The organism is Loktanella sp. DJP18 (assembly GCF_049310965.1).
In the GTDB taxonomy this organism is placed as follows: domain Bacteria; phylum Pseudomonadota; class Alphaproteobacteria; order Rhodobacterales; family Rhodobacteraceae; genus Loktanella.
Genome location: NZ_JBMERN010000056.1, coordinates 1 through 25,329, shown reverse-complemented (window position 1 = coordinate 25,329; position 25,329 = coordinate 1). Strand labels below are relative to the sequence as shown.

The following is a 25,329-nucleotide window of genomic DNA, read 5'->3' as shown; positions in this document are numbered from 1 at the left end:
CGTCGCGGGGTCCAACGGCATGTTGTCGCGGATGATCTTGCGCGCGCCAACGTCGATGTCGGTCGCCACGATCAGATCGCGCGTGGTACGCTGCGGCGTGCAGACGGTCTTGGACGTGTTGCAGATCTCGGCCTCTGCAGGCTCGATCACCAGGGCGGTGTAGAATCCGTGCTGCTGGATCGAGGACGGGCCGAAGTGGTCGTGACTGAACACCGTCCGCAGCGTGCGATCGAAGTCGGTGCCGTTGGTTGCGCCATCCGCCCGCGTCGATGACAGGATCGGGTCCGCGAACCACCGCTGCGTCGTGGTCTGGAACAGATCGCGATTGTCCGAAAGGGTGCGCCGCCATATGTCCTTGAAGTCTTCGGCGACGACCCAGATGTCGCTGCCGTCCTCCTGCGCCTTCATCTCGCACAGCCCCGGCACCTCGCGCATCTTCAACTCGCCCGCCGCGCGGACGCCTGTGACGACGTCGGCTGACTGGACATTCTTGGCCGCACAGATGCGCGCCGCGATCTCGTCCGCGGCAAAGGTGCCATCCTCGTAGTTCCAGCCATTCCCCGACCCGTCAGAAGAAGTCACGTCGAATTTCACCAGATGGATATGCTGTCCGATGGTGTCGGTCGGCGTCCGGATCTGGAAATCGTCAAGGTCCAGATCCTTGGGCAATTCGTTTGTATGGCGGAATTCGATGCATTCGCCCGACAGGGCGCGAAAAAAGAAGGGTTCTTCGCTGGCCGACACCTTTGGGGAATACTTGCCGCCCGTCGGCGCGCGGCCGTCCGGCCCCGCCTTGTAGCCGTCCGAGTTCGCCGTCAGCACGTTGATCCGCGCCTGCGGGTCGTGCCACCCGGCCCGGTTCGTCACGAGGTCAAGCTGCACGGCAGAACCTTCGTAGCGGCGATAGCCATCGACGGCCGGGTCGGGCGTGAAGACGTTGTTTGCAAGGCCATCAAGGAAGGGATCGGCCTCTATGAACGGGCCCGGCGTGCCGTCGCCTTGCGTCGCCCGATCGTTGAAGCCGCCGCAGGGATCGGCAAATGGCGCGCCCGGTTTTGCAGGGGCACCGTTGACACCGAACACGCCACTGCCAGCCGCCGAGACCGACCGGTAGGTGCGACCGTCACCCGACAGACCCGTGGGGTCGCCCAAGGCGTCGAACAGGGTCATCGCGGTGCCGTCGACGACGCCGTTTTCGTGAAACGCCATGCCGGTCCGTTCGATCGGCGCACCATCGTAGGGCAGCAGATCAAGCTCTGCCGTCACGAACTTCATCGTCATGTCACCCATCGCAAGCGCCTTTGCGACGACCTGCGCCTGTGCCGCCTCGCGGGCGGGCTGGTCGGGGTTGGCAAGCGCATCCGCCAGCGACGTCACGTTCGTCAGGTCATCGAGCGTCGGCACCGTGAACGGAAACTTTCGCGTCGTGTTGTCGGTCAGCACGTGCCGCGGCAGCCCACCGTCAAGGTAGGCGTCGGTGACCGTGTTGCCGGCAAGCTCTCTTGCGATGTCCATCGGGGCCTGCGGCGGACGGTGGCCGGGCTGGCCGCCGATGTAGAACGGGTAACCGGGAAAGGTCGTGATCGGTGCAGCCGCGGCCACGACGGCGCTGCCGTCAGGCTCCGTGACCTCGCCCGCGTCGGTCAGGATCAGGTCACTGCCTTCGTAGGACGGCAACAGCGGCCAGGGCTGATCGGGCAGCGGGATGATCGCTGGCACCGGCGTGCCAAGCTGATCGCGATCCGCCTGATCGATGCGGTCGATCCAGCGGCCCGTCGCCGGATCGACGGAACCCGGCCGCTTCTTGGCGCGCGTCTCAAGGTCCATCTCGGCAAGGGAAAAGTCAGGCTCCCACTGTCCGTCTGGCAGCTTGCGCGTCCCGTCCTCCAGCACGTCGTGGACGCGCCACAGTTCCCACATGCCCTGTGCGAAATGCGGATAGAGGTGGCAATGAAAGATGGAATCGCCCGGCGTGCGGTTGCGATTGCCCGACCCCAGCGTTTCATACCAGCCCGGCAGACCCGGTGTGCCAGAGGGGTGATACACCTCCAGCCCGCCGTCATAGATGTTGTAGGAAAAGCCTTGTTGCGGCCCGACCGTCTGGCTGTCCAGATATGATCCCCGCCCTTCATCGTTGCCCGCGAACCATTGATGCGCGTGCAGGTGAAAGACATGCGTTTCCTTTGGACCCGCGTGGAAATTGCGGAAGACGACGGCGTCGTTCAGGTATGAATGATGCACATTCGACGGGTCGTCGCCGTATTGCTCCAGCAAGGCGGGATCGCCGTTGGCCCAGGACGTCAGAAAGAATTCCTCGTACAGACATTCGGCGCAGTTCGCCGCTGGACCGATCCCCTTGCGATTGGCCAGCAACATCGCCCCCATGCCGCCCGCGCCGTAGTTGATCGCGAATCCGTCGCGCACCCCGGCCAACTGGCCTGTCGCGAAATCGCCCAGCTCCTCGAAGTTGCGGTTCACGAAGGTCTTCAGCTCGTCATGGAAAAAGACGCTGAACTCGCGAAAACTGTGGGACGGCGTGTCGCCCGTCGCGGGCTGATGGATGATGGCGTTCAGATCGGCGTGGACGACCTCGACCGTGTCGTTGTCCGCCGTGCGCCAGACATTCAGGATCGGGATGCCCTGCGCATCGACCGTCTGGTAGTCGCTCAGGCTGCCGATTGTGTCCAGCGCGTGACGCGGGTTATTCATCTGCGTCCAGACCGCATTGAACGCGCCGTGCGACGTCTGGCTGCGGTAGGCCTGCGCGCCGGTGTTCTGGGCCAGGACTGCCCCGAACAGGCCGTGCGTGATCGAACCGCCGTCACCCTCGCCCCCGGACGGTGCCGCGGTCGAGGCGAGGAAGAACGGCCCTTCTCTCTCGATCATGTAATAGCAGTCCTCGGTCTGATCGGGCGCGATGGCGGCCAGCCCCTTGCAATGGCGCGGTGCCTCCACGACCTTGCCGTCCGCGATCGCAAAGGCCGTCAGACCCTGGATAGCAAAATTCATGCCGCGTTCCTTGGGCCAGTTGTTGTCGCCGTCCGGATCGCCCGAGGCACTTTCGGCGCAGGTCGCCTCGCCATGATCGAGGGCCGCCTGATCACCTTCGGACATCCACGTGCGGATGCGTGGAAATGCGTCGCCCCGGACGCCCGGCACGATGTCCTTGCCCGCCCCGCAGAAGCCGGAGGAGAAATCAGGCTGTTCCGGTGCAAGCAGGTTGGTCATCCTGACGTGAAGCACATCACCGACATTGGCGCGCAGCACCATCGGACGCGGGCGCTTGCAATCCTTCAGGCGCACGTCGCCCGCCGACAAGGCAGCGCCAGAGCTTTCGGTCCCCAGCAAGGTGTCACAGGCGTCAGCGGTGATGGCCTCCGGCATCTCGCCAAGCGGCACGACGTCGCGGCGCAGCGCATACATCATGCCGAAGGGGTTGAACGACCCGAACCGATTGTAGACCAGCATCTGGTCCATCGCGACGACATCGGCGCAGACCGTTCGACCGAACCGCTTGTCACCCTGCCCCGCCGCAACCTCGGCTTCGTTCAACTGGTCATGGACCGGCAGACACTCCATCTGCGCGCGTGCTTGAAGTGGCAGCATGAAACAAAGTGCGCAAAGAGCCCAGACCAGCGTGAGAAATGGCAGTCGATGAAATGCAGGTGCGGACATATTCTGGCCTCTGAACTTGGATAAAGAAGTTCCGCGCGACTGAAACATCGCGCGCCGAATACAGATCTGGAAAAATATGAACTGACGAAAAACCCTGCCGGAAGATGTCCGGCCGATAAAGGCGTCTGACAACAACATTACTTCAGGTTGCGCTTCGTCGCAATATAATTATTGCGCACCATCCGGATGGACCGCGTTCGCGGCCTGCCGTTCCGACCAGTTGATCGGTGCCGCGTCAGGCCAACACGCCTCGCGCACCCGGATCAGCTACCTGTCCCGCAAGCGCTCGGCGACGATGCGGCCTGTGGCGTCGATACGCCCGCGCACCTCGGCGGCCTCCCCGGGCCGTGGCGCGTCATCGATGCGCGTCGAAGGCGTGATCTCGAACCCGGCACCGTCGATTTCAGTCGCGCCGGTCAGGATGCCACGCATCCTGATCTCTCCGCCCACCGGGATCGGTGCCGCGATACCATCCTCCGACAGCGCGCCGCCCGTGATCCAGTCCCGCAACAGGGTTACCTCTTCAACGGCCAGCCAGGGCGGTCCGTCGAACGGCATCCTTGGACTGGCAAGCCCCTCGACCCGCCGGATGATCTCGGAAGCCTGCGCGTTCCCGGGAATCAGGACCAGGCGGTCACCCCCGGCGAGGATCGCGTCGTATCGGTCAAGCCGAAGGCCTTCGGGCGGCGCGTCAAGCCGCCCATTGTCCGAATGGCAGGCGATGCAGTGCCGTCCGAAGATGGCCCTGACCTCGTCATAGGTCACGCGATCGTCGGCGTAGGGGTCGAGCGGTGCCGCGGCCACGACCTCTGGTGCCCCTGCGCCCGGCCCGGGCGCGCCCGCGTCGATCCATGCTCGTATGGTGTCGATCTGTCGCTCGTCCAGGAACGGCGGCCCATCCAGCGGCATCCGAGGTTCCGCCTGTCCCGTGATCCGCTGCACGAGAGCGCTTTGCTCGACCGCGGCCGCCTCGACCACCGACCCGTTTTCAGAGCCGGTCGTCACACCGGCATGGCTGTCCAGCCGGAGTCCCAAGGGCGCGAATTCACCTGAATGGCAAGCGACGCAACGGTCCTGAAAAAGAGCCTCGACAGACGCCCAGTCCTGCGCGTCCGCACAGCCCGGCACCAACGCCACCATCGCGGCGAACACAGTGGCAACGCGGTCAGGTTTGCAGTTCACGATGGCCACAACGCGCTCCCATTCCATGCTTCGTCGTAGCACGATATCGGCGTTCAACAAACAGGTCGGCGTGAGCGCACCTGCAGCACCCGACATGTCGCGACTGCCGGTGGCGGATGCCGAGTCACGCTGCGCTGTGGGCCTTTTCGCGCTGAAGGGTCGCGATCAGATCGGTGAACTGGTCATTCTGGATCGTCACATGGCTTCGCATGGCTTCGGCCGCATCGCCCGGCGATCCGGCCTGTATCGCGTTCAGAATGGCGCCGTGTTCCGCAAGAGACGCGCCGACGCGTGCCCTTGCGCGCAGTTGCAACCGCCGGAACGCCTGCAAACGCTTTTGCAGGCGACCGATCTCGAGATGCAGAAAATCATTGCCACCGATCACGCGGATGGCCTCGTGAAAGGCCTCGTTCGCATAATAATAGGTGTCGCTGTCGCCTGATTCCGCTGCGACGCGGCACGCCTCATGACAGGTCGCAAGATGCTGAAGGTCGGCCTGCGACGCACGGCGGGCGGCGTTTCGGGCGCAGAGCGCTTCGAGTTCGGCCATGACCTCGAACATCTCGCGCAAACGGACGGGTCCGGTATCGATGACGAATGCGCCGCGTCTGGGGAACTGTTCGACAAGGCCGGTGGCGGCCAACTGGAACAGCGCCTGCCGGATTGGTGTCCGGGACACGCCGAATTCCTGCGCCAGCGAAGCCTCGTCCAACCGTGTGCCGGGACGCAGGACGCCGGTCAGAATGCGGTCTTCGATCGCATCGCGCAGGTTGGGAGGTTCGGTACTAACCACGTCGCAGCCTTTCAGGTCATCGTAAACCATGAATACCAGACATTGCCTCTTGTATACAATAATTCTTGCGTGACCCCGAAATCTGGTTAACCTTGTGCGCAGGTGCCGGGCCTATCTTGGAGGAGACCCCGGCAAAACCGTCATTCGATTGGGGAGGAATACCAATGAAACTTGGAACTTTGGGTGCCGTAGCGGCGCTTGCGACCACGGCTCTCGGCTCTGTCGCGTTCGCCGAGACTCTGAAGCTCAGCCACCAATGGGCCGAGGGCGATGTCCGCCATCAGGTCGCGCAGATGGTGGCTGACGATGTTGCCGCCGCCGGGGTCGACCTCGAAATCCAGATCTTTCCGAACCAGACGCTGTTCAAGGCCCGCGAACAGTACACGCCGCTGTCGCGCGGTCAGCTGGACATGACCGTCCTGCCGCTGTCCTACGCGGGCGGCCAGCAGCCGGCCTACAACCTGACCCTGATGCCGGGTCTGGTGAAGAATCACGACCACGCCGCCCGCCTTTCCGCCTCGCCCTTCATGGCCGAAATCGAAAACATTCTGGCCGGCGACGATGTCATGACACTGGTCCACGGCTACCTTGCCGGTGGATTCGGGTCGAATGAGGGCTGCATCACCAAGCCCGAGGACGTTCAGGGCGTCAGCATCCGCGCCGCCGGCAAGTCGTTCGAGGAAATGCTGGCCGGAGCCGGGGCCTCGATCTCTTCGATGGCCTCGTCGGAAATCTATCCCGCGTTGCAGACCGGTGTGCTGGATGCGACCAACACGTCCTCCGAAAGCTTCGTCAGCTACCGTCTGTATGAACAGCTGACCTGCTACACGCCTGCCGGCGACTATGCACTGTGGTTCATGTATCAGCCGCTGATCATGAACAAGACGACCTTCGACGGGCTGACGCCAGAACAGCAGACCGCCCTGACCGAGGCCGGCAAAAAGGCCGAAGCCTTCTATCTGGAGCAGGCCAAGATGGGTGACCAGATCGCGACCGATGCCTTTTCCGGGGCCGGGGTCGAGATCGCCCAGATGACCGAGGAAGACTTCAACGCCTGGTTGGAGCTGGCCAAGACCACGTCCTACCCGGCCTTCGTGGAAGAGATGCCGGATGGCGGTCAGGCGCTTCTCGACATGGCGCTCGCCGTCGAGTGATGTCCACGACGGGCGGCGCGCAATCGCCGCCCCCTCGTCCAGCAAGGTAGATCTTCGTGACACATGACCCCGGTGCCGTCCGCACCCGTTCCCTGCCGTTTGCGATTCGCCTGATCATGGGCCTGTCGGGCCTGTGCGGCGTTGTCGCCGCGCTGATGATGCTGGCGGCGGTGCTGATCACCTGCCAGATGATCTTTGTCCGCGCGGTCTTGAACAAATCGACCATCTGGCAAACCGAAGTCGTCATCTACCTGATGATCGCCGCCACGTTGATCGGGCTCCCCTACGTGCAGAAACTGCGCGGCCATGTCGGCGTCGACCTGTTGCCGACCCTTCTGCCGCAAGCGATGCGGCGTGGCCTTGCCATTGCGACGCTGGTCATCACTGCCGTCATGATCGCGATCATGCTCTGGTATGGCTACGACATGTGGCACTTTGCATGGCAGCGAGGCTGGAAATCCGAAACGGTTCTGGCCGCACCCCTGTGGATTCCGTATCTGGCCATTCCGGTCGGGTTCTTTCTGTTCCTTCTGCAACTGCTGGCCGACCTCTGGCTGTCGGTCACCGCCTTTCCGATGGACGCCAAGGGCCTGCCTGCCATCGGCCCTGAAATGAACGAGGATTACTGATGGACCCGCTTGCCCTCGGCGGCCTCGTCGCACTTTTCACCGTCGTGATCCTGTTTTCCGGCATCCCCGTGGCCGTTGGCCTGCTGATGGTCGCGACCGGTTTCCTGTTCGTCTTCGACGGCCACCGCAGCCTGCAGGCCCTGCCGGAATTGTTCTACGGCGACCTCAATTCCTTTGCCCTGCTGTCGATCCCGATGTTCATCATCATGGGGTCGGCGATTTCATCGACCCGCGCGGGGCCCGACCTTTACGAGGCCCTTGAACGCTGGCTGACCCGCGTGCCGGGCGGGCTGCTGGTGTCGAACCTCGGGGCCTGCGCGCTCTTTGCCGCGATGTCGGGGTCCAGCCCCGCCACATGCGCGGCCATCGGCAAGATGGGCATTCCGGAAATGCGCAAGCGCGGTTACCCGGACGAGGTCGCCGCAGGGTCCATCGCAGCAGGTGGCACACTGGGCATCCTGATTCCGCCGTCCGTCACGATGATCGTCTACGGCATCGCTACGGAAACCAGCATCGGCCGCCTGTTCCTGGCCGGAGTCCTGCCGGGTCTGCTGCTGGTGTCGCTGTTCATCGCCTGGGCGATCTTCGACACCTGGCGGCGCGGTGCGGCAGGCGTGGCCCTGTCCGGGATCACCTATACCTGGAAGGAAAAGTTCGAGATACTGCCCCGCGTGATCCCGTTCATCGTCATCATCGCGGGCGTGCTTTACGCGCTATACGGCGGCATCGCCACGCCATCGGAAACCGCCGCCGTCGGTGCGCTTTTGTGCATCATCGTGGCCGTCGTCGTCTATCGCATGGTGCAACCCGCAGCCCTGTGGGCCGTGCTGCGCGACAGCACGCGGGAATCGGTGATGATCCTGTTCATCATCGGGGCGGCGGGCGTGTTCAGCTTCATGCTCTCGTCGCTGTTCGTCACGCAGTCCATTGCGGCCTGGATCGCGGACCTCGACGTGAATCGCTGGGTCCTGATGGGGATCATCAACGTCTTTCTGCTGGTCGCGGGTTTCTTTCTACCGCCCGTCGCCGTCATCCTGATGAGCGCGCCGATCCTGCTGCCGATCATCACCGCGGCAGGCTTTGACCCTTACTGGTTCGCCGTCATCGTCACGATCAACATGGAGATCGGGCTGATCACCCCGCCCGTCGGGCTGAACCTCTATGTGATCAACGGCATCGCACCAGATATCAGCCTGAAGAAGATCCTGATCGGATCGATGCCCTTCGTGCTGTGCATGGTGCTGGCGATCGTCATCCTGTCGGCCTTCCCGTCCATCGTGACCTGGCTGCCCGACGTCCTGATGGGGCCAGAGGCGTGATGCGCGCGACGACCGTCTTCAACGATCTGGTGGGCCGTGTGGCCGACCGTGGCCGCAGTCTGATGGGTGCCGGTGCGCCACGCAACGTCGCTCAGATGTGCGATACCCTGCTGACCGGCAAGGGAGAAGCGACCGGACTGGCCCTGGCCCGCGCGATCTTCGACCGCTACGGCGGCATGGACTGGGCGGCCAAGCAGGACTTCTTCACCATGCTGCGCGACCGTTTCGGCGTCGACCGTGGCCGGACCGAGACCGTGCTGAAGCAATGGCAGGACGGTGACGAAACTGCACTGCGCGATCTGCACACGGCCTCCGAACCCCGCTCGCAAGAATTGATCCGCCGCCTGAACCGCGCGCCCGGCGGCACGCGGCGGCTGGTGGCGATGCGCGACGACCTGCTTCACCTGATGGGCGAAGACCCCGGTCTGCGCGCCCTCGACGCGGATTTCAGGCATCTGTTCACGTCGTGGTTCAACCGTGGCTTTCTGGAACTGCAAAGGATCGACTGGCACACCCCCGCGAATGTGCTGGAAAAGATCATCCAGTATGAAGCGGTGCATGAAATCAGCGGCTGGGACGACCTGCGCCGGCGCGTCGCCGCCCCCGACCGCAGGCTCTATGCCTTCTTTCATCCCGCACTGGGCGACGATCCCCTGATCTTCGTCGAGGTCGCGCTGACTGCCGACATCCCCGGTGCCATTGGCGCAATCCTCGCGGCCGACCGCCCGACGATGGCCCCGGCGACGGCAAGGACGGCGGTGTTCTACTCCATCTCGAACTGCCAGACCGGGCTGCGCGGCATCTCCTTCGGCAATTTCCTGATCAAGCAGGTGGTCGAGGAACTGGGCCGCGAGTGGCCGAACCTGACCACTTTCGTCACGCTGTCGCCCGTGCCGGGTCTGCGCAACTGGGCGCTGACGCATGTGGACGAATTGCCTAGGCCTTTGGCCGACACGGTTGCAGCCGCCGAGGACGGAGCACACCCCGTGTCCTTGTCGGACCTCGCGGCGCATTACATGCTGGCAACCCGCCATCCGCGCGGGGGGGCCACCGACCCCGTCGCCCGATTTCACCTTGGCAACGGCGCGCGGCTGGAACGGATCAACCGCGACGCCGATGCCAGCCCCAACGGGCAGGCCGCGTCCTGGGGCGTCATGGTGAATTATCTCTACGATCTGGATACCATCGAGCGGAACCACGAAGCCTATTCCACGCAAGGCGAGATCATTGCGGCACCGCCCGTGCGCCGCCTGCTGAAGACACGATAAGGACAATACCCCATGACCAGCGACAACCACCTCGCCCATGCGCTGCGCACGGCTTCTGTGGGGCGGGAGGATGCGATCTTCGCGACTGACGCAACCAGTGGCGCGACCACGACCTATGGCGAACTGTGGGCGCAGGCCGCGGCGATGGCGGGTGCGCTGACAGCCTTGGGCGTCGTCCCCGGCGACCGGGTCGCGGTGCAGATCGAAAAGTCGATCAGCGGACTGGCCTGCTATCTTGGCACCATCATGGCGGGCACGATCCACCTGCCGCTGAACACCGGCTACCCCGCGGCCGAGGTGTCGTATTTCCTGACCGACGCCGGCCCGCGCATCTTTGTCTGCGATCCGAGCAAGCTGGATGCGCTGACCCCCGTGGCCGAACGGGCCGGCGTCACCCATGTCCTGACACTGGATGCGGACGGTCTGGGCACCCTGACCGATGCCGCCCGCGACGCCTCACCGCTGCTGCATGCGGTCGCACGGGGCGCGGATGACCTTGCCGCCTTCCTCTACACCTCCGGCACGACGGGGCGCAGCAAGGGGGCGATGCTGACGCATGGCAATCTGGCATCGAACGCCGCAGTGCTGCGCGATCTGTGGCAGTTCACTGCCGATGACGTGCTGATCCACGCGCTGCCGGTGTTCCACACCCACGGCCTGTTCGTCGCGATCAACGTCACGCTGATGGCAGGTGGCGCGATCATCCTGCACCGCGCTTTCGACGCCGCAGCGATCCTTGCCGATTTCCCCTGGGCGACGACGCTGATGGGTGTCCCGACCTTCTACACCCGCCTGCTGGATCAGCCCGGTCTGACGGCAGACGCCTGTGCGGGCATGCGGCTCTTCGTGTCGGGCTCTGCGCCCATGCTGCTCGACACCCACCTGAAATGGCGCGACCGCACCGGGCATACCGTGCTGGAACGCTATGGCATGACGGAAACCTGCATGAATACCTCGAACCCCTATGACGGTCTGCGCAAGCCCGGGACCGTGGGACTGCCATTGCCGGGCGTGGACCTGCGGCTGGCGGACGCCGATGGCCAGGCCGTGCCACCGGGCGAACCTGGCGGAATCGAGGTGCGCGGTCCGAACCTGTTCAAGGGCTACTGGCAGATGCCCGAAAAGACGGCGGCCGACATGCGCCCCGACGGATGGTTCATCACCGGGGACATCGGCCAGATCGACGACGACGGCTATGTCTCCATCGTCGGGCGATCCAAGGATCTGATCATTTCGGGCGGCTACAACATCTACCCGAAAGAGATCGAGGCATTGATCGACGACATGGATGGCGTGTCGGAAAGCTCTGCCTTCGGCTTGCCCGACCCGGATTTCGGCGAAAGCGTCGCCGTGGCGGTCGTGCTCGACAAGGGCGCGACCGTCACGCCGGACCAGATCAGCGCCGCCATTGCCCCGCAACTGGCGCGCTACAAGCACCCGCGCATCGTGCATATCGTGTCAGAACTGCCGCGCAACACGATGGGCAAGGTCCAGAAGAACCAGTTGCGCGACACCTACGCAGCACCGATGTCCGGTCCACGCGACAGCTGATACCGAACGGATCGACTTGGCCGGCAATTGTCGGCGCGGGGTGCCGTCGTGCCGCTGGCGCATGACCTGCTGAGTCAGCGTCAGGCCGTTGAAAGCCCGGATTCATGACAACCTATCACCCGCTTCAATCGCCGGGACGCAGCGCGTCTTTCAGACTGACCGTCAACTGGTCCGGCATCCGCAGGTCGAGACCGTCGTGCAAATCGTCCAGGTGCCGTTCCATCAGGTCGCGTGACAGCGTGCCGTCGCCGGCGGCGATGGCGTCCAGCAGATCGTGATGGGCATCCGTCTCGCAAAGGCTGCTTTGCTTGCGCCAATACAGCGCGATGATCAGGCTGGAGCGTTCCACAAGGGACCGGACCATGTCGGCGATCGTCGCCTGATCGGCAATCCGCGCAATCTCAACGTGGAAGAGGCCCGACATGGCCAAGGCATCCCCGCGTCGGCCAGAGGCCACGGCATCATGCTCGTCCATGACATGCTGTTTCAGCCGCGCGATGTCCTGCGGTGTGGCATGTCGCGCCGCGGATTCCGTGACGTGCGGTTCAATGAGCCTGCGCGCCTCGAAAACCTCATCCGCCTCGCGCGGTGTCGGACTGGCAACGAAGGCGCCCCGATTGCGCTGGATGTCCACGAGTTTCTGGTGGGCCAGCGTCTGCAATGCGCTGCGCACGATTGTCCGCGACACGCCAAAGACGTCGCCCAATTCGTCCTCGCCCAATTTCTGACCGGGTGACACGCGATGCGACAGGATCGCGGCCGAAAGCTCTTGCGCGATGCTGGCGGCAGTTGCGGACCTGTCAGACAGAGGGACGGACGGGGTGTCGGGTTTCATGACTGATTCTTGCCGAATCCTGCGCGTCGCCACAACCCTCTGCATGCAGAAAGCGTTCAGATGTGCGTTCATGACTAATCTACATTGTATACAATAAACGACGCAAATTGTAGGCGAAACCCCTCAGTATCGCCGAAAATTGAGGCGTTGCCATGTCTGCGGCTCTCGTTGGGTCAGCATTTCATTGCGGCAGCACAGCACGGCCCCCTTTGCTGACGACGACAGCCAAGGGGGCCGCATGACACCTGTCGTTCAGGATCTGGAACTGGTCAACGTGACCAAACGCTATGGGGACACCGTCGCCGTGAATGCGGTCAGTCACCATTTCCGACCCGCCAGCTATACCTGTCTGCTGGGGCCGTCCGGTTGCGGAAAATCCTCGACCCTGCGGATGATCGCCGGGCATGAAACGGTCAGCGACGGGTCGATCCTGCTGGCCCATCGCGACATATCCAACCTGCCGCCGGCCAAGCGGGGGACGGCGATGATGTTTCAGAGCTATGCGCTTTTCCCGCATCTCAGCGTCGCCGACAACGTGGCGTTCAGCCTCAAGATGAAGGGCGTCGATGCCAGGGACCGCCGCGCCAAGGCGAGCGAGATGCTGGAGATGGTGGATCTGTCCGCACTGGCGGACCGGCTGCCGGCGCAGCTTTCGGGCGGGCAACAGCAGCGTGTGGCCTTGGCCCGCGCACTGATCACGCGGCCTCAGGTGCTATTGCTGGACGAGCCGTTGTCGGCGCTGGACCCCTTCCTGCGGGTCCGGATGCGGACAGAGCTGCGCAATCTTCAAAAGGAACTGGGCATCAGTTTCGTTCACGTCACCCACGGGCAGGACGAAGCGCTGGCGCTGGCGGACGAGGTCGTCGTGATGAACAACGCCGTCATCGAACAGGCCGGTCCCGCGCGGGAGGTCTTCAATGCGCCCCGCACCCGTTTCGTGGCGCAGTTCATGGGCGGTCACAACGTCATTGCGCTGCCGGGTGGCCAGTTTGCGATCCGGTCCGACGCGGTGCAGGTCGTGGCCCCGGACGCTGGCCAGATGGATGCACAGGTCACGGCCATCGAATACCAGGGCACCCACGTCAGCGTCTTGGCCCGCGTGGCAGGCGACCAGGAAGTGACGGCCCTCGTGCCCGACGCCGCCTTCTACGACGCCCCGCACCACCCCGGTGACCGCATCGGCCTGACCTGGAACGCCAGGAATCTTCACCCCCTGACGGCGTAGAAAACGCCGCATTCCCAACAAGGAGAGAGAGACATGACAGAGACGACAAAGTTATCCCGTCGCAGCGTCCTGAAAGGTGCAACCGCCACCGCGGCCTTCGCGGCAGGGTCCACGCTGGGTGCCCCGATGATCTGGGCGCAGAACATCAAGGACATCACCCTGCGCCAGTTCGGAACCGGCGTGTCGAACCTCAACGAGGTGGCGCAGAAGGTGAAGGAAGACCTCGGCTTCACGCTTGAGATGACCGCATTGGACACCGACAGCGTGACCCAGCGCGCCGCGACCCAGCCCAACAGCTTTGACATCGCGGACATCGAGTATTTCATCTGCAAGAAGGTCTGGGCGGCAGGCAACCTTCAGGCGATGGATACGTCCAAGCTGGCGAACTACGACAAGATCGTCGGCATCTTCAAGTCCGGCAAGCTGACACCGGACAGCGTCATCGCACAGGGTACAGCGCCGCATTCGGTTGGCTTTACCACGGGCCAGAACGGGACCGAGTTCGTGCAGGAAGAGTCCGGCTGGATGACCCTGATCCCCACGATCTACAACGCCGACACCCTGGGCATCCGCCCCGACCTGATCGGGCGCCCCATCACCAAATGGTCGGAACTGCTGAACCCGGAATTCAAGGGCAAGGCGTCGATCCTCGACATTTCGTCCATCGGGATCATGGACATGGCGATGGTCGTGGAATCTATGGGCGAATATACCTACCCCGACAAGGGCAACATGACCCCCGAAGAGATCGACATGACGATCGGCATCTTCACCGAGGCCAAGAAGAACGGCCAGTTCCGCGCCTTCTGGAAGTCCTTCGACGAAAGCGTGAACCTGATGTCCTCCGGAGAGGTCGTGATCCAGTCGATGTGGTCGCCCGCCATCACGGCGGTCAAGTCTCAGGGCATTCCCTGCGTCTATCAGCCGTTGGAAGAAGGCTATCGGTCGTGGGGCGGCGGGCTGGGTATTTCCGCGGCCCTGTCGGGGATGGAGCTGGATGCAGCCTATGACTACATCAACTGGTATCTGTCCGGCTGGGCCGGCGGTTTCCTGATGCGGCAAGGCTACTATTCCGCCGTGCCCGAAACCTCCAAGGCATTCATGTCCGAAAATGAATGGTGCTACTGGTTCGAAGGCAAGGCTGCCACGGACGTCATCACGTCGCCTCAGGGTGCGCCTCTGGCCCAGGCAGGAGAGACACGCGACGGCGGGTCGTTCGAAGACCGCATGGGGTCGGTAGCCTGCTGGAATTCCGTCATGGACGAAAACCAGTACATGGTCCGCAAATGGAACGAGTTCATCGCCGCTTGATGGACCCAAGGCGGTGCGCGTGACCTCCCACACGCGCGCCGCACCCTTTTGAAAGTGTCGAAGATGCAAGCAAGACCCAACCTGACCGGCTGGCTGATGGTCTCTCCGCTGGCCATCGTGCTGGCACTGTTTCTGGTTCTTCCGATCATCCTGATCGCGGTTGTCAGCTTCTGGACCGCGACGGAATTCAGCATCGTTCCGGCATTTTCATGGGAGAATTACGACTTCCTGTTCGGGTCGCCCGTCACATACCTCGTCTTCCTGAACACGTTCAAATTCGCCGCGATCACATGGGCGCTGACGTTCCTGATCGGGTTTACCGTGGCCTATTACCTGGCCTTTCACATCCGCACCCAGACCTGGCAGATTGCCTTGTTCCTGCTGTGCACGATCCCGTTCTGGACCAGCAACATCATCCGCATGATCTCGTGGATTCCGTTTCTGGGGCGCAACGGCATCGCCAATTCCGCGCTGCTGTCGTGGGGGGCGATCGATGCGCCACTCGAATGGCTGCTGTTCAGCGACTTTGCCGTGATCCTGGCCTTCGTCCACCTCTACACGCTGTTCATGGTAGTGCCGATCTTCAACACCATGATGCGGATCGACAAATCGCTGATCGAGGCGGCGCGCGACGCAGGTGCCTCCGGCCCGCAGATCCTGTGGAACGTGATCCTGCCACTGACCAAGCCCGGTATCATGATCGGCACGATCTTTGTCGTCACGCTGGTCATGGGCGATTTCATCACCGTGCGCTTCATGAGCGGGTCGCAGTCCGCCAACGTCGGCCGCCTGATTTCGAACGACATCGCCCTGCTGCAATACCCCAGCGCATCCGCCACCGCGATCGTGCTGCTGGCCACCGTGCTGATCACCATCGGCATCCTGTTGCGCTTCGTCGATATCCGAAAGGAGCTTTGACATGGAACCACGCCCCCGGTCTTTCTACGTCCTGACCGCGTTCTTCGCGTTGTTCATGCTGTTTCTTTACGGCCCCACCATCACCATCGGCATCCTGTCGTTCCAGGGCGAAGGCGGCGGCCTGACATTCCCGATGCGCGGCGTGTCGACCTACTGGTTCCGCGATCTGTTCGAACAGCAAGCGGTCGGTGACATCTGGGGCAGTTTCAGCCGGTCGATCGTGCTGGGCCTGATGGTCATGGTCACGACGGTCGTCGTCTCGGTCATGGGCGGGCTGGCCTTCCGCAAGCGGTTCTATGGGTCAGGCGTGCTGTTCTATCTGATCATCACGGCGCTGGTGATCCCGTCGATCCTGATCTCGCTCGGCGTGGGCCTGATGTTCAGTCAGGCCGACCTGACCGTCCACTGGGCAACGTCCGGCTTTGGCGCGCAACTCACCTGGACGCTGCCCTTCGGCCTGCTGATCATGTTCGCCGTCTTCAACCGTTTCGACAAAAGCTTTGAGGAAGCGGCCCGCGATCTGGGCGCGTCGCCATGGCAGACCCTGCGGCATGTCGTATTGCCGATCATCGCGCCTTCGCTGATCGGCGTCGCCTTGTTCGGGTTCACCCTGTCCTATGACGAATTCGCGCGGACCCTGCTGACGGCGGGCAGCTACAACACGCTGCCGCTGGAAATTTACGGGATGACGACCAACGTGACCTCACCGGTGCTTTATGCGCTGGGGACGCTGACGACGGGCTTCTCGCTGGCCATCATCGGCGTGTTCTTGACCGTCGCGCTGATGGGCAACCGCCGCAGGGCGCGGGCGGCATCGGATGCCGGCAAAGGCCTGATGTGATCGTCATCATCAATCCCAACAGCACCGTCGCGATGACCGACACGCTGCTTGCCACGGCACGGCAGAAACGGCCGGACGCGCGGATCGAAGGCTGGACATCCCACGACGGCCCACCCGCCATTCAGGGGCCGGCGGACGGTGCCGCCTGCATCCCGCCGATGCTGCGCCTCGTGCGACAGGCTGCCGACGCCGGTGCCACGACCATCATCATCGGCTGCTTCGACGACACCGGTCTGGCGGCGGCCCGTGCGCTGGTCGATTGCCCCGTGCTGGGGATTGGAGAAGCTGCCTACCTCAAGGCGGCACAACTGGGCCGGTTCAGCGTCGTGACGACCATGGACGTGTCGATCCCGGTTCTGGCGACCAATATCGCGGCCCTAGGCCTGTCGGCCCGCTGCGTGCGCATCCGCGCCAGCGGCGTGCCGGTGCTGGACCTTGAAACCGACCCCAAGACCGCCATTCCCCGCGTGCTGGAGCAGGCCCGCGCTGCGGTAGCAGAAGATGATATCGACGCCATCGTTCTGGGCTGTGCCGGAATGGTACATGTGGCAGAGGCCGCGGCGGGTTTCCCGGTCCCGCTGATCGACGGCCTGCGGGCCGCACTGGAGAGGACGAAAGACCTGTGAATGACCCCGTGACCCACGCGATTCAGGTGGTGGAATCCTACCTCGAACGCTCCATGATCCCCGATCCCGAAGGCGCTTCGGTCTATGTCGCCGACGGGCTGACCATTACCTTCACCGGTGGCCGCGCCTTTACCGCGCCGGCGCAGACGACGGCCTTCAACGCACAGCGATACGCCTGGGTCAAGAAGCGGTTCATCCGCACCGATGCGGCGCTGGACCCCGACACCGGCGATGTGCATGTCTACAACACCGGCCATCTGCATGGCGCGTGGCCGGACGGCACCGCCTTCGACGGCAATCGCTATATCGACATCTTCACGGTGCGGGATGGGCTGATCGTCGCCACGCAGGTCTGGAACGACAGCGCGGAAATACTGCTCGAACGCGCCGGGCTGGCAGAGGCGCCACTGTGACCCTGCCGACCCACGGACGCTACGACTACCGTGCCATCACCCATCGACCGGATTTTGACTGGCCGGGTGGCAAGCGGCTGGCCATCTATCTTGGTGTGAATCTCGAACACTTTGCCTTTGGCGAAGGCAGGGGCGCGCAGATCGGCCATGCCGAACCGCAACCCGACGTGCTGAACTACGCCTGGCGCGACTATGGCAACCGGGTCGGCGCATGGCGGCTGATCGCGCTGCTGGATGCGCTGGACCTGCCCGCCACGGTGCTGCCCAACAGCGCGATGTATGCCTACGCCCCCGACCTGATGACGGCCCATCAGGATCGCGGCGACGAAATCGCGGGCCACGGTCGCACCAACTCCGAAAGCCAGAGCGGCATGACCGAGGCCGAGGAAGCCGCGATGATCGCGGACTGCTCTGACGTGATCGCCGCGGGTGCGGGGACGAGACCGCGCGGCTGGCTGTCGCCTTGGATCGCGGAAACCGACGTCACGCCGGACCTGCTGGTCGAGGCCGGCTACACCTATACGATGAACTGGTGCATGGACGACCAGCCCGTCTGGCTGCGCACCCGGTCAGGCCCTTTGCTGGCCCTGCCCTACGGGCAAGAGATCAACGACATCCCGGCCATCGTGGGTCGCAAGACCGGTGCCGCGGAATTTGCCGACATGATCATCGACAATTTCGACGAGCTGCTGGACCAGAGTGCCGGGCAATCGCTGGTCTACGGCATCGCCCTGCATCCCTACATCGTTGGCCAGCCTTTTCGCCTGCGCCAGTTGCGCCGCGCGCTGACCCATATCGCCGCACACCGTTACGCCGTCTGGATCGCCCGCGCCGGAGAGATCGCGCAGGCCTACGCGGACCGCAACCCGGACTAGGCCAGTGACACACCCGCGCAGGCCGCGGTGTTGCGGATATGGGTCTGCATGGCCTTGGCCGCCGCGGAACCGTCCTTTCTGCGCAGGGCGTCCAGAATCGCGCGGTGTTCGCTGATCGATGCCTGCATCCGCGCGATGGCGGTATTGGGGATCGGGACGCGCTGGCTTTCGGTCATCAGGTCCCGAACGGATCGGTAGAAATCGCGCAGCATCGGGTTCGGACAGGTTTCCACGATCAGGCCATGAAACCACAGATCGGCGTCGACGTGGGTCACGAGGTCGCCCGCCGTCCAAGCCGTCTCGAACGTGGCTGTGGCCTGTTCCAGCTGATCGGCGATCGCGGCCGTGACATGGGGGGCCGCAAGGCGGCAAAGTTCCGCTTCCACCAATGCGCGGGTCTGAAAGACGTCGCCGATCCGGACCTGACCGTCATAGCGCCAGGGTTGCGGGCCGCCCGCATCCTGCCTGCCGGTGACGAAGGTGCCGCGCGCCGGGTAGGTGCGCACAAGGCCGAGCGTTTCCAGCGTCAGCAACGCCTCACGCAGGGACGCCCGGGACACTTGCAACTGCTCCGACAGGATGCGTTGAGAGGGGATCTTTTCGTCGGGCTTCAGGATCCCCGACCGGATCATGTCCTGCAAGGTGGCCGCGACGGTCTGAGTGACGCTCTTGCCGCTTCTGTGGTTCATCCCGTGTCTTTCGGAGTGGCGCATTTTTCATCGTATAGCGTCCCAAGGCAGGTTTCCCAACGCCAAGTCTTGCTACAACTGCGGCCGCGTGTTTGTAATTAGTCAGACCGGTCTGACCGGTCAGACCAATAATGAAGCAATAATCTCAGAAACGACAGGGAAAACCACATCATGTTTGGAAAGATCAGCAAGATTGCGACGATGGCCTTGATGGCGTCTGCATTTGGCGGCGTGGCCGTCGCACAGGACCTTCAGGTCGGCGCGAACATCGGCAACGTGCCGTGGGAATTTCAGGACGACACAGGGGCCAACGTCGGGTTCGAGGTCGATCTGGTGAATGCCGTCGCCGAGAAGCTTGGCCGCGGCGTCGAAATCGTGAACATCCCGTTCCAAGGGCTGTTCTCGGCCGTGCAGTCCGGTCGTGTCGACATCGCCATGTCGTCGATCACCATCACGCAGGAACGTCTGGAATCCGTCACCTTCGCCCAGCCCTACTACGACAGCGACCAGTCGCTGACCGTGGCGGAAGGTGGCCCGGCCTCGCTGGACGAGATGAAGGACAAGGTCGTGGGCGTCGACACCGGATCGACCGGCGACATGTGGGCGACAGAGCATCAGGCGGAATACGGGTTTGCCACGATCAACCGCTACGAGGGTCTTGCACCGGCGATGCTGGACCTCGCCGCTGGCCGGATCGACGGGTACATTTCCGACATTCCGGCGCTGCAATACTACGTCAAGGACAAACCCGAACTGAAGGTCGTCCAGCGCATCGAGACCGGCGAGAAATACTCCATGATGTTCGCCAAGGACGCGCCGCTGGCGACCGAGGTCAACGACGTGCTGACCACGCTGAAGGAGGACGGCACCATCGCCGGCCTGCACGAGAAGTGGTTCGGTGCCGTCCCCGAGGATACGACCTCGACCGTGACCGTCATGGACATGCCGACCCTGAACTGATCGCGACGGGCACGGTCCCATCCGGGGCCGTGCCACCCCTTCTGAAAGAATACGATGGACGTTTTCGACACTTTTCTGAACGTGGCCGTGCTGCGCCGCAGCCTGCCGATGCTGCTGGACGGGCTGTGGCTGACCCTGCAACTGGGGGCCGCCAGCATTGTCGCGGGACTGATCCTCGGGCTGATCGTGGCGCTGCTCGGGCTATACGCGGTCAAGCCGGTGCGCATCCTGATGCGGCTCTACATCGATATCTTCCGGTCGATCCCGCTGCTCGTGCTGCTGATCGTCGTCTATTACGCCCTGCCCTTCGTCGGCGTCCGGCTGACCTCGTTCGCCTCTGCCATGGCCGCGCTGACGCTGGTATCCGGCGCCTACACCGCCGAGATCTTTCGCGCCGGCATCGAGGCGATCCCGCACGGGCAATTCGAGGCCTCTGCCGCCCTTGGCCTGAACCAGCGGCAGACCATGGTGGACGTGATCCTGCCGCAGGCGGTGCGGATCGTGATCCCGCCGCTGACCAACAACGCCATCAACGTGATCAAGGACACGGCGCTCGCCTCGGTCGTGGCGATGCCCGACCTGCTGAAGCAGGCAACGCAGGCGCAGGCGTTGACGGCCAACCCGTCGCCACTGATCGGGGCCGCGCTGATCTACATCGCGTTCCTGTGGCCGCTGGTGCTGTTCGTGTCCTACCTCGAACGCCGCTACAACGGGGGACGCCGGGCGTGAGCTATGTCTCTATCCGCAACCTGCGCAAGTACTATGGCACGTTCGAGGCGTTGCGCGGCATCGACCTCGACATCGCGAAAGGCGAAGTCGTCTGCATCATCGGCCCGTCCGGGTCCGGCAAGTCGACCCTGATCCGCTGCATCAACCGGCTGGAGGACTTCGACCCGGCCAGCGAAATCCGCGTCGACGGCATCCCCGTCGTGAAAGGGCGTGCCCTGGCAAAGGTCCGGGCAGAGGTCGGCATGGTCTTTCAAGGCTTCAACCTGTTTCCCCACCTCTGCGTCCGCGACAACGTCATGCTCGCCCCCCGCCGGGTCCGCGGCACTTCCCGCGCCGAAGCGGCAAAGCTGGCCGACCGCCTGCTGGCCCGCGTCGGCATCGCGGAACAGGCCGACAAGTATCCCCAACACCTGTCGGGTGGCCAGCAGCAGCGTGTCGCCATCGCCCGCGCGCTGGCGATGGAACCGCAGGTGTTGCTGTTCGACGAGCCGACCTCTGCGCTGGACCCCGAGATGGTCGGAGAGGTGCTGGACGTGATGAAGGCGCTGGCCGGCACCGGCGTCACGATGATCGTCGTCACGCACGAGATGGGCTTTGCCCGTCAGGTCGCCGACCGCGTGATCTTCATGGACGGCGGAGAGGTGATCGAGACCGGCACCCCCGCAGACCTGCTGGAAAACCCCAAGGAACCCCGCACGCGCAATTTTCTGGGCGCAGTGCTGAACCATTGATGACAGGACAGACGATGATCAAAGACGCGCTTGATATGGATTTCGTGCAAAGCCAGTTCCCCGGCCTCAAGGCACCCTGGGTGTTCTTCGACAACGCCGGCGGCAGCCAGATCGTCGGCGGCGTGGTGGACAGGATCAGCGAATTCCTGATTCACCGGAACGTCCAGATCGGCGGAAGCTATGCGGTGTCGCAGGCCGCCGCCGAAGGGCTGATGCTGGGCCGCAAGGCCGCGCAGACGCTGGTCAACGCGGCACGGCCCGAAGAGATCGTCTTCGGCCCTTCGACCACGCAATTGATGCGGACGCTGGCTGCATCGATGCGGCGACAATTCAAACCCGGCGACGAGATCATCGTCAGCCACGCCGACCACGAATCCAACATCGGCCCGTGGAAAGAGCTGGAGGAGTTCGGGATCGTCATCAAGAACTGGCCACTTGACCCTGACAGCCTGACGATGCGGCTGGACGACCTCGCGCCGCTGATGACCGATCGGACCAGGCTGGTGTGCGTCCATCACGCCTCGAACATCCTCGGCTGGATCAATCCCATTCGAGAGTTTGCCGATTTCGTCCACGCCCGCGGCGCGCGGCTGTGCGTCGATGCGGTGGCCTACGCCCCGCACCGGGCGATCGACGTCGCAGCGCTGGATGCGGATTACTACATCTTCAGCCTCTATAAATGCTACGGCCCGCACATGGCGATCATGTATGGCAAGTACGATCTGCTGGGAGAGTTGGACGGCCAGTATCACTCGTTCTACGGCAAGGACAAAATCCCCGGCAAGCTCGAGCCGGGCAACCCGAACTACGAACTGGCCTACAGCACGACGGCGGTGGTTGAATATCTGGCCGAACTCGGCGCGCGTCAGGGTGCCACCGGCAGCACGCGGGACAGGCTGGAGGCCGCCTTCGAAGGGATCACCGCGCAGGAGAACCTGCTGGCCGACCGCCTTTTGTCATGGCTTGGCGGGCGCAACTACTGCCACGTCGTCGGGCGCGGCTTTACCCCCGGGACGCGCGTCCCGACCATCGCTTTCCGTTTCGACGGTCACGACTCGGGCGCGATCGCCCGCGCGATGGACGTCCACGGCATCGCGATCCGTTTCGGCGACTTCCATTCGCGCCGTCTGGTCGAAGACCTGCACGAATCCCACGACAGCGGCGTGCTGCGGGTGTCGATGGTCCACTACAACAGCCTGGCGCAGGTCGACAAACTGACCGCAGCACTGGCAGAGGTGGTGTCGCAACAGGCGCTGGCATCATGAGCAAGCCGCACGATCTGGCGATCCGGGGCGGCACCATCGTCACCGCATCCGACCGCTTTCGCGCCGACATCGGCGTGCGCGACGGACGGATCACCGACATCGCATCCCGCATCGACGGCGCGGCAGAAGAGATCGACGCGACTGGTCTTTTCGTGCTGCCCGGCGGCATCGACGCCCACGTGCATCTGGCGCAACCGACCTCTGACGGCACCGTCATGGCCGATGACTTTGAATCCGGTACCCGGTCTGCGGCGGCGGGCGGCAACACGACGGTCCTGCCGTTTGCCATGCAGGTCAAGGGATCGTCCCTGCGCGACTGCGTCACCGCCTATCACGCAAAGGCCGACGGCCAGTGCTACACCGACGTGTCCTTCCATCTGGTGATTTCCGACCCCACCCCGCAGGTGCTGGGACAGGAACTGCCCGCACTGGTCCGCGACGGCTACACGTCGTTCAAGGTCTTCATGACCTACGACGATCTGGTGCTGAACGACGCCGAACTGCTGGCCGTCTTCGACGTGGCGCGCCGCGAAAAGGCGCTTGTCATGGTCCACGCCGAAGGCCACGACGCGATCAAGTACATGACCGCCCGGCTGGAATCCGAAGGCAAGACCGCGCCCTATTACCATGCCGAGGCACACCATCAGGTCGCCGAGCGCGAGGCGACCCACCGCGCCATCAGCCATGCGCAACTGACCGATGTGCCCATCGTGATCGTCCATGTGTCTGGCCGCGATCCGATGGAGCAGATCCAGTGGGCCCAGAAGCGTGGCATGCGGGTCCACGCCGAGACCTGCCCGCAATACATCGCCTTGACCCGCGACGACCTGAAGGGTCTGAACATGGACTTCGAAGGCGCGAAATACGTCTGCTCGCCGCCGCCGCGCGACGCCGACAGTCAGGCCGCCATCTGGGAGGGTCTGCGCGACGGCACATTCGAAATCTTCTCGTCCGACCACTGCCCCTTCTTCTACGAAGGGTCGGGGGGCACCGGGAAAGACAATCCGCGCGCGCGCACCTCCTTCAAGTGGGTCCCGAACGGCATCCCCGGCGTCGAGACCCGCCTGCCGATCCTGTTTTCCGAGGGCGTCACAAAGGGCCGCATAACCCTGGAACGCTTCGTCGCGCTGACATCGACCAACCCCGCCAAGCTCTACGGCCTCTACCCGCAGAAGGGCGCATTGGTGATCGGCGCGGATGCGGACATCACGCTGTGGGACGCAAGGAAGGTGGCCACGATCACGCAGGCCGACCTTCATCACGGGTCCGACTACACGCCCTACGAGGGTATGCAGATCACCGGCTGGCCGGTCCGCACGATCCTGCGGGGCCAGACCATCGTGCGCGACGGCGTCGTGACGGGACCGCGTGGCGTCGGTCAATATCAGACGCGGGGCATCAGCCAGGCCATCGCAGCCGAAATGGTGTGACAGCCGGCCAGGTCAAGCGGCCGCATTGGCAAATCTGCAGGCCGCTGCACGGGCTCTTCTAAAGGCCCCCATGCTGTGGGCTGTCCCACACCGACAAGATCACAGGTGTCCCGACGACAGTGGTGCCCGCCATGTCGTGCAGAACCCGGCAGGCGTAGCGCCGCAAAGGCAGTCGGTATTGCATGTCCGCCGTTGTCACGAATTGGAGTGACCGGAAACCAGTGCTGGCGTTTGCAACACGGATAGGATGATGTCATTGCACGGCCCTCCGCTCGGGGAGGGCATGACCCGCGCCCCACCCGCCGGGACGTCCGAGGGCGACCCAAGCCGATCGGGATGATCGAGCGAGATCCGAAGCGAGGAGCACCACCATGTCAAAAGGCGACAAGCAGCGCGGCAGCAAGGAAGCCAAGAAACCCAAGAAGGAAGCCGTGAAGGTTTTGGCCACCGCCGATTTCAACAAGGGCAAGACCCCGTTGAACATCAACGAAAAGAAAAAGAAGTAGCCGACAGCGGTGCTGGAAGGCGTCATGCCATTCCGTGGGGCCTGCCCTTGCGGACGTCGTCCTGCGCTGCGTCGTGCCTGGATTGGCACTGTGACCTGCGCCCCACGTTCACTGACTGGACACCGACCCCAAGGCGCACCAATCCGTCCGCGGCCTGCGAACCTCGCCGCCCGTCCGCTTGATTAACGTCTGGAAAACTTGCGTTAGCAAGTGAAGCCGTCTGCACGCGCCATGCCGACGGTCTGACATCTCAACGAGAGGTTCGTCACCGCAAGCCGCGGTCCCTGCAGCGAGACAAGGCAAAGCCACCGTCTACGGCCTTGGACGCCACGTTTTAAGGCTGATCCATCATGCCCGCCGGATCGAGATCGATCGTGGCGATAAACAGCTGGGCCGAGGTTGCA

Annotated in this window: 22 protein-coding genes and 1 pseudogene; 18 read left to right on the top strand and 5 right to left on the bottom strand. The window is 63.7% G+C overall.

The annotated features are described in order from the left end of the window. From ACOI1H_RS15370 to ACOI1H_RS15360, 3 genes and pseudogenes are all read right to left on the bottom strand, one after another. Window positions 1–3,675: pseudogene (locus ACOI1H_RS15370) on the bottom strand (hypothetical protein); the annotation flags it as partial. A 267-nt stretch (window positions 3,676–3,942) separates the two neighbouring features. Next, a complete protein-coding gene (locus tag ACOI1H_RS15365; RefSeq protein ID WP_422438716.1) occupies window positions 3,943–4,953 on the bottom strand; it encodes a c-type cytochrome domain-containing protein in 1,011 nt (336 codons plus the stop codon). Between the two features lie 28 nt (window positions 4,954–4,981). Continuing rightward, complete coding sequence (locus ACOI1H_RS15360; RefSeq protein ID WP_422438715.1) at window positions 4,982–5,680, bottom strand: GntR family transcriptional regulator; 699 nt, start codon at window positions 5,678–5,680, stop codon at window positions 4,982–4,984. A 134-nt stretch (window positions 5,681–5,814) separates the two neighbouring features. Here ACOI1H_RS15360 and dctP point away from each other — a divergent pair, with 134 nt between their 5' ends. The 5 genes from dctP to ACOI1H_RS15335 all read left to right on the top strand — a co-directional run bounded on the left by dctP (window position 5,815) and on the right by ACOI1H_RS15335 (window position 11,571). After that, window positions 5,815–6,804: a TRAP transporter substrate-binding protein DctP gene (gene dctP, locus ACOI1H_RS15355; RefSeq protein WP_422438714.1), complete on the top strand. Its 990-nt coding sequence runs from the start codon at window positions 5,815–5,817 to the stop codon at window positions 6,802–6,804. A gap of 116 nt (window positions 6,805–6,920) precedes the next feature. Next, window positions 6,921–7,433 carry a TRAP transporter small permease gene (locus tag ACOI1H_RS15350; RefSeq protein ID WP_422438717.1) on the top strand — a complete coding sequence of 171 codons (513 nt, stop codon included), beginning with the start codon at window positions 6,921–6,923 and terminating at the stop codon, window positions 7,431–7,433. Further along, window positions 7,433–8,752, top strand: a complete 1,320-nt coding sequence (locus ACOI1H_RS15345; RefSeq protein WP_422438713.1) for a TRAP transporter large permease — start codon at window positions 7,433–7,435, stop codon at window positions 8,750–8,752. Before ACOI1H_RS15350 ends, ACOI1H_RS15345 begins: the two co-directional genes overlap by 1 nt. Further along, a complete protein-coding gene (locus tag ACOI1H_RS15340; protein ID WP_422438712.1) occupies window positions 8,752–10,020 on the top strand; it encodes a malonyl-CoA decarboxylase in 1,269 nt (422 codons plus the stop codon). The genes ACOI1H_RS15345 and ACOI1H_RS15340 overlap by 1 nt, the downstream gene beginning before the upstream one ends. Window positions 10,021–10,032: 12 nt before the next feature. Continuing rightward, window positions 10,033–11,571, top strand: coding sequence for a malonate--CoA ligase (locus ACOI1H_RS15335; protein WP_422438711.1), 1,539 nt, complete (start codon window positions 10,033–10,035; stop codon window positions 11,569–11,571). A 124-nt stretch (window positions 11,572–11,695) separates the two neighbouring features. Here ACOI1H_RS15335 and ACOI1H_RS15330 read toward each other — a convergent pair whose 3' ends face one another. Continuing rightward, window positions 11,696–12,406 (bottom strand): GntR family transcriptional regulator, encoded by a 711-nt coding sequence (locus ACOI1H_RS15330; RefSeq protein ID WP_422438710.1) that lies wholly within the window; start codon window positions 12,404–12,406, stop codon window positions 11,696–11,698. A 238-nt stretch (window positions 12,407–12,644) separates the two neighbouring features. Between ACOI1H_RS15330 and ACOI1H_RS15325 the strand changes: the two genes are divergently transcribed. From ACOI1H_RS15325 to ACOI1H_RS15295, 7 genes are all read left to right on the top strand, one after another. Continuing rightward, window positions 12,645–13,631: an ABC transporter ATP-binding protein gene (locus tag ACOI1H_RS15325; protein WP_422438709.1), complete on the top strand. Its 987-nt coding sequence runs from the start codon at window positions 12,645–12,647 to the stop codon at window positions 13,629–13,631. Window positions 13,632–13,664: 33 nt separating this feature from the next. After that, window positions 13,665–14,942, top strand: coding sequence for an ABC transporter substrate-binding protein (locus ACOI1H_RS15320; RefSeq protein ID WP_422438708.1), 1,278 nt, complete (start codon window positions 13,665–13,667; stop codon window positions 14,940–14,942). A gap of 63 nt (window positions 14,943–15,005) precedes the next feature. Next, entirely contained in the window at window positions 15,006–15,860 is an 855-nt protein-coding gene (locus ACOI1H_RS15315; protein WP_422438707.1) for an ABC transporter permease, read from the top strand. Between the two features lies 1 nt (window position 15,861). Continuing rightward, window positions 15,862–16,701, top strand: coding sequence for an ABC transporter permease (locus ACOI1H_RS15310; protein ID WP_422438706.1), 840 nt, complete (start codon window positions 15,862–15,864; stop codon window positions 16,699–16,701). Continuing rightward, window positions 16,698–17,327: an aspartate/glutamate racemase family protein gene (locus ACOI1H_RS15305; RefSeq protein ID WP_422438705.1), complete on the top strand. Its 630-nt coding sequence runs from the start codon at window positions 16,698–16,700 to the stop codon at window positions 17,325–17,327. Before ACOI1H_RS15310 ends, ACOI1H_RS15305 begins: the two co-directional genes overlap by 4 nt. Beyond that, window positions 17,324–17,740, top strand: coding sequence for a nuclear transport factor 2 family protein (locus ACOI1H_RS15300; protein ID WP_422438704.1), 417 nt, complete (start codon window positions 17,324–17,326; stop codon window positions 17,738–17,740). The genes ACOI1H_RS15305 and ACOI1H_RS15300 overlap by 4 nt, the downstream gene beginning before the upstream one ends. Beyond that, window positions 17,737–18,615: a polysaccharide deacetylase family protein gene (locus ACOI1H_RS15295; RefSeq protein WP_422438703.1), complete on the top strand. Its 879-nt coding sequence runs from the start codon at window positions 17,737–17,739 to the stop codon at window positions 18,613–18,615. The genes ACOI1H_RS15300 and ACOI1H_RS15295 overlap by 4 nt, the downstream gene beginning before the upstream one ends. Here the strand turns inward: ACOI1H_RS15295 and ACOI1H_RS15290 are convergent. Continuing rightward, on the bottom strand, window positions 18,612–19,304 hold the full coding sequence (locus ACOI1H_RS15290; RefSeq protein WP_422438702.1) for a FadR/GntR family transcriptional regulator: 693 nt from the start codon (window positions 19,302–19,304) through the stop codon (window positions 18,612–18,614). The genes ACOI1H_RS15295 and ACOI1H_RS15290 overlap by 4 nt on opposite strands. A gap of 171 nt (window positions 19,305–19,475) precedes the next feature. Between ACOI1H_RS15290 and ACOI1H_RS15285 the strand changes: the two genes are divergently transcribed. From ACOI1H_RS15285 to ACOI1H_RS15260, 6 genes are all read left to right on the top strand, one after another. Next, on the top strand, window positions 19,476–20,264 hold the full coding sequence (locus tag ACOI1H_RS15285; RefSeq protein ID WP_422438701.1) for a transporter substrate-binding domain-containing protein: 789 nt from the start codon (window positions 19,476–19,478) through the stop codon (window positions 20,262–20,264). Between the two features lie 54 nt (window positions 20,265–20,318). Further along, window positions 20,319–20,993: an amino acid ABC transporter permease gene (locus tag ACOI1H_RS15280; protein ID WP_422438700.1), complete on the top strand. Its 675-nt coding sequence runs from the start codon at window positions 20,319–20,321 to the stop codon at window positions 20,991–20,993. Continuing rightward, window positions 20,990–21,724 carry an amino acid ABC transporter ATP-binding protein gene (locus ACOI1H_RS15275; protein ID WP_422438699.1) on the top strand — a complete coding sequence of 245 codons (735 nt, stop codon included), beginning with the start codon at window positions 20,990–20,992 and terminating at the stop codon, window positions 21,722–21,724. The genes ACOI1H_RS15280 and ACOI1H_RS15275 overlap by 4 nt, the downstream gene beginning before the upstream one ends. A gap of 14 nt (window positions 21,725–21,738) precedes the next feature. Further along, a complete protein-coding gene (locus ACOI1H_RS15270; RefSeq protein ID WP_422438698.1) occupies window positions 21,739–22,989 on the top strand; it encodes a cysteine desulfurase-like protein in 1,251 nt (416 codons plus the stop codon). Then, complete coding sequence (hydA, locus tag ACOI1H_RS15265; RefSeq protein ID WP_422438697.1) at window positions 22,986–24,419, top strand: dihydropyrimidinase; 1,434 nt, start codon at window positions 22,986–22,988, stop codon at window positions 24,417–24,419. Before ACOI1H_RS15270 ends, hydA begins: the two co-directional genes overlap by 4 nt. A 371-nt stretch (window positions 24,420–24,790) precedes the next feature. Further along, window positions 24,791–24,925, top strand: a complete 135-nt coding sequence (locus ACOI1H_RS15260; RefSeq protein ID WP_422438696.1) for a hypothetical protein — start codon at window positions 24,791–24,793, stop codon at window positions 24,923–24,925. Window positions 24,926–25,329: the final 404 nt, after the last annotated feature.

Excerpts from the sequence above, each read along its gene's own strand:
- ACOI1H_RS15365 (WP_422438716.1), bottom strand. The coding sequence starts at position 4,953 with ATGTCGGGTGCTGCAGGTGCGCTCACGCCGACCTGTTTGTTGAACGCC.
- ACOI1H_RS15360 (WP_422438715.1), bottom strand. The coding sequence starts at position 5,680 with ATGGTTTACGATGACCTGAAAGGCTGCGACGTGGTTAGTACCGAACCT.
- dctP (WP_422438714.1), top strand. The coding sequence starts at position 5,815 with ATGAAACTTGGAACTTTGGGTGCCGTAGCGGCGCTTGCGACCACGGCT.
- ACOI1H_RS15350 (WP_422438717.1), top strand. The coding sequence starts at position 6,921 with ATGGGCCTGTCGGGCCTGTGCGGCGTTGTCGCCGCGCTGATGATGCTG.
- ACOI1H_RS15345 (WP_422438713.1), top strand. The coding sequence starts at position 7,433 with ATGGACCCGCTTGCCCTCGGCGGCCTCGTCGCACTTTTCACCGTCGTG.
- ACOI1H_RS15340 (WP_422438712.1), top strand. The coding sequence starts at position 8,752 with ATGCGCGCGACGACCGTCTTCAACGATCTGGTGGGCCGTGTGGCCGAC.
- ACOI1H_RS15335 (WP_422438711.1), top strand. The coding sequence starts at position 10,033 with ATGACCAGCGACAACCACCTCGCCCATGCGCTGCGCACGGCTTCTGTG.
- ACOI1H_RS15330 (WP_422438710.1), bottom strand. The coding sequence starts at position 12,406 with ATGAAACCCGACACCCCGTCCGTCCCTCTGTCTGACAGGTCCGCAACT.
- ACOI1H_RS15325 (WP_422438709.1), top strand. The coding sequence starts at position 12,645 with ATGACACCTGTCGTTCAGGATCTGGAACTGGTCAACGTGACCAAACGC.
- ACOI1H_RS15320 (WP_422438708.1), top strand. The coding sequence starts at position 13,665 with ATGACAGAGACGACAAAGTTATCCCGTCGCAGCGTCCTGAAAGGTGCA.
- ACOI1H_RS15315 (WP_422438707.1), top strand. The coding sequence starts at position 15,006 with ATGCAAGCAAGACCCAACCTGACCGGCTGGCTGATGGTCTCTCCGCTG.
- ACOI1H_RS15310 (WP_422438706.1), top strand. The coding sequence starts at position 15,862 with ATGGAACCACGCCCCCGGTCTTTCTACGTCCTGACCGCGTTCTTCGCG.
- ACOI1H_RS15290 (WP_422438702.1), bottom strand. The coding sequence starts at position 19,304 with ATGAACCACAGAAGCGGCAAGAGCGTCACTCAGACCGTCGCGGCCACC.
- ACOI1H_RS15285 (WP_422438701.1), top strand. The coding sequence starts at position 19,476 with ATGTTTGGAAAGATCAGCAAGATTGCGACGATGGCCTTGATGGCGTCT.
- ACOI1H_RS15280 (WP_422438700.1), top strand. The coding sequence starts at position 20,319 with ATGGACGTTTTCGACACTTTTCTGAACGTGGCCGTGCTGCGCCGCAGC.
- ACOI1H_RS15270 (WP_422438698.1), top strand. The coding sequence starts at position 21,739 with ATGATCAAAGACGCGCTTGATATGGATTTCGTGCAAAGCCAGTTCCCC.
- hydA (WP_422438697.1), top strand. The coding sequence starts at position 22,986 with ATGAGCAAGCCGCACGATCTGGCGATCCGGGGCGGCACCATCGTCACC.
- ACOI1H_RS15260 (WP_422438696.1), top strand. The coding sequence starts at position 24,791 with ATGTCAAAAGGCGACAAGCAGCGCGGCAGCAAGGAAGCCAAGAAACCC.